Genomic DNA, 1,894 nt, shown 5'->3' with positions numbered 1-1,894 from the left:
GAGTCCTCTTGGTCGCAGAAGTCTCTGCTATGACGAAATTGCCCTTGAGAAACGAAAAAAGAACCCCCCGAGCGGCAGTGCGTGCGGCCTGGCTGAAACTATGGGAATAGAACTGCTGGATGAGCAGCAGTATCGAAGCCTCCAGGCTGTCGGGGTTTTTGATGTGAAATCTTCGAGTTGGATTCGAACCCCCGAGGCGATGAGAGACCTTGGAGGAGCCCTTTTCGGTGATAGCCGATATGGCCGGGTGTTCATCTACCACAACGGAGTTGACTCCTATTATGCATCACGGGGATGTCGAGGTTTGTTGAGGGTGTAGGAGAAAGAAAAAGTAATGTGGGCCTGGGGTGCCTTCAATCCTGTTTGCATTGTTGGTCTGAAATCGGTGTACAATGACACAAGAGGTTTGTATGGCAGCGTTTTTCGCCCAGGTGTATGAACTGGTCTCCCGTATCCCCGCAGGTAAAGTCGGTACCTACGGCCAGATTGCCGGCATGCTGGGCGACCTTAGGCGGGCAAGAACTGTAGGGTGGGCCATGGCCGGCTGTCCAGAGGAACTTCCCTGGCATAGAATGGTCAAATCCGATGGATCGTTGCCGAATCCAAACTTTGCAGAACTGCAGCGAGCCATGCTGGAAAGCGAAGGTATTGTGTTCTTGCATAACGGGAGAATCGACATGAAGCTATACGCTTGGAATGGAGAATCCTGATCTCCGTCCCAAGCGTATCTTGTATTATGCAAATGCCAGCTCTGTTTTCAAATCCTGTGCTTCAAAAGCGTTTTTATCGAACTCTCCGAGGGAATTGGCCACAACCACCGAGGTAGTCAAATCGCCGGCTACATTGGTCATGGTCCGGAACATATCAACCAAAAAGTCTACACCTGCTACCAAACCAACCGCTTCCACCGGTAGCCCTACTGTAGTGAGGGTGATGATGGTAAACGCTGTAGCTCCCATGGGTACTGCCGCACTTCCAAGACTGGCGAAGATTGATACCACTACGATCAATGCATACTGTGAGAGGGTGAGGTCGATACCGAATGCGTTTGCTGCAAAGACTGCAACCATCGCAGGAAAGATTCCTCCGCAGGCGTCCATATTCATGACAGCTCCCAATGGACCGACAAAGTTTGCAACCCGGTCGCTGACTTTGAGGCGGCCTTTCATGGTGCTGATGGTCATCGTCAAGGCACCCAAGCTGGATCGGCTGGAAAAAGCCAAGAGAAGGGCTGGGCTTGCAGCCCGGAAAAACCTCACGGGGTTGATCTTTGCCGTCGTGGCGACGAGGCCTCCATACACCAATGCTATATGAAGCAAGCATGCGGCTATCATGGCAATGACAAAGAGTCCAAGCTGCAATAATGCAGACAGGCCGGTACTTGAGAGCCAGTAGGAAGTAAGACCAAGTACGCCATAGGGCGTCAGGCTGAGGACCATCGATGTCAACTGCATCACTATGGCTAAAAAACTCTCCAGCAGTGTCTCAATTGGTTTGATTTTCTCTGGTTGTTTCGTTTTAACAGTGATGGCTGCGACACCAAGAAGCACCGAGAATACTACCAGGGGAATCATCTGCATTTCAGAAGCCGAGCGAACAGGATTGGAAGGGATGAAAGCCCTGAACTGGGCGAAGAGATTGCCGATGGTGTTCGCCTCCCTCTTTGCGAGTTCTCCCACGACCATGCCGCTTCCCACCGAAAACAGGGAACCTACCACCAGCCCGATAATGCCCGCAATTGTGGCAGTAAAGAGAAAGAGTCCAATCGTTCTCACTCCCAGTTTTTTAAGTTCGGCCGTATTGCTCAGTCTCAAAAGGCCTGCAATGATGCTTGTCGGGACCAAGGGGATGATCAGCATGCGCAAGAGGTCGACGTATCCGTTGCCGACAAGTG

At 51.7% G+C, this 1,894-nt stretch carries 3 protein-coding genes; 2 read left to right on the top strand and 1 reads right to left on the bottom strand.

All coding sequences use genetic code 11. From position 1 onward, the window contains the following. Both B3F49_RS00015 and B3F49_RS00010 read left to right on the top strand, forming a co-directional pair. On the top strand, positions 1-319 hold a 319-nt coding region (locus B3F49_RS00015; protein WP_293908434.1), incomplete at its 5' end, for a DUF4256 domain-containing protein. A 91-nt stretch (positions 320-410) separates the two neighbouring features. Then, on the top strand, positions 411-710 hold the full coding sequence (locus B3F49_RS00010) for an MGMT family protein (protein WP_293908433.1): 300 nt from the start codon (positions 411-413) through the stop codon (positions 708-710). 24 nt (positions 711-734) lie between these two features. Here the strand turns inward: B3F49_RS00010 and B3F49_RS00005 are convergent. Further along, positions 735-1,894, bottom strand: a 1,160-nt coding sequence (locus tag B3F49_RS00005; protein ID WP_293908432.1) for a dicarboxylate/amino acid:cation symporter, incomplete at its 5' end; no start/stop codon positions are given.

Source organism: Sphaerochaeta sp. UBA5836 (assembly GCF_002432845.1).
Taxonomy (GTDB): Bacteria; Spirochaetota; Spirochaetia; order Sphaerochaetales; family Sphaerochaetaceae; genus Sphaerochaeta.
Note: the sequence above shows the minus strand (reverse complement) of the source record. Positions and strands in the feature narration are given on the sequence as shown.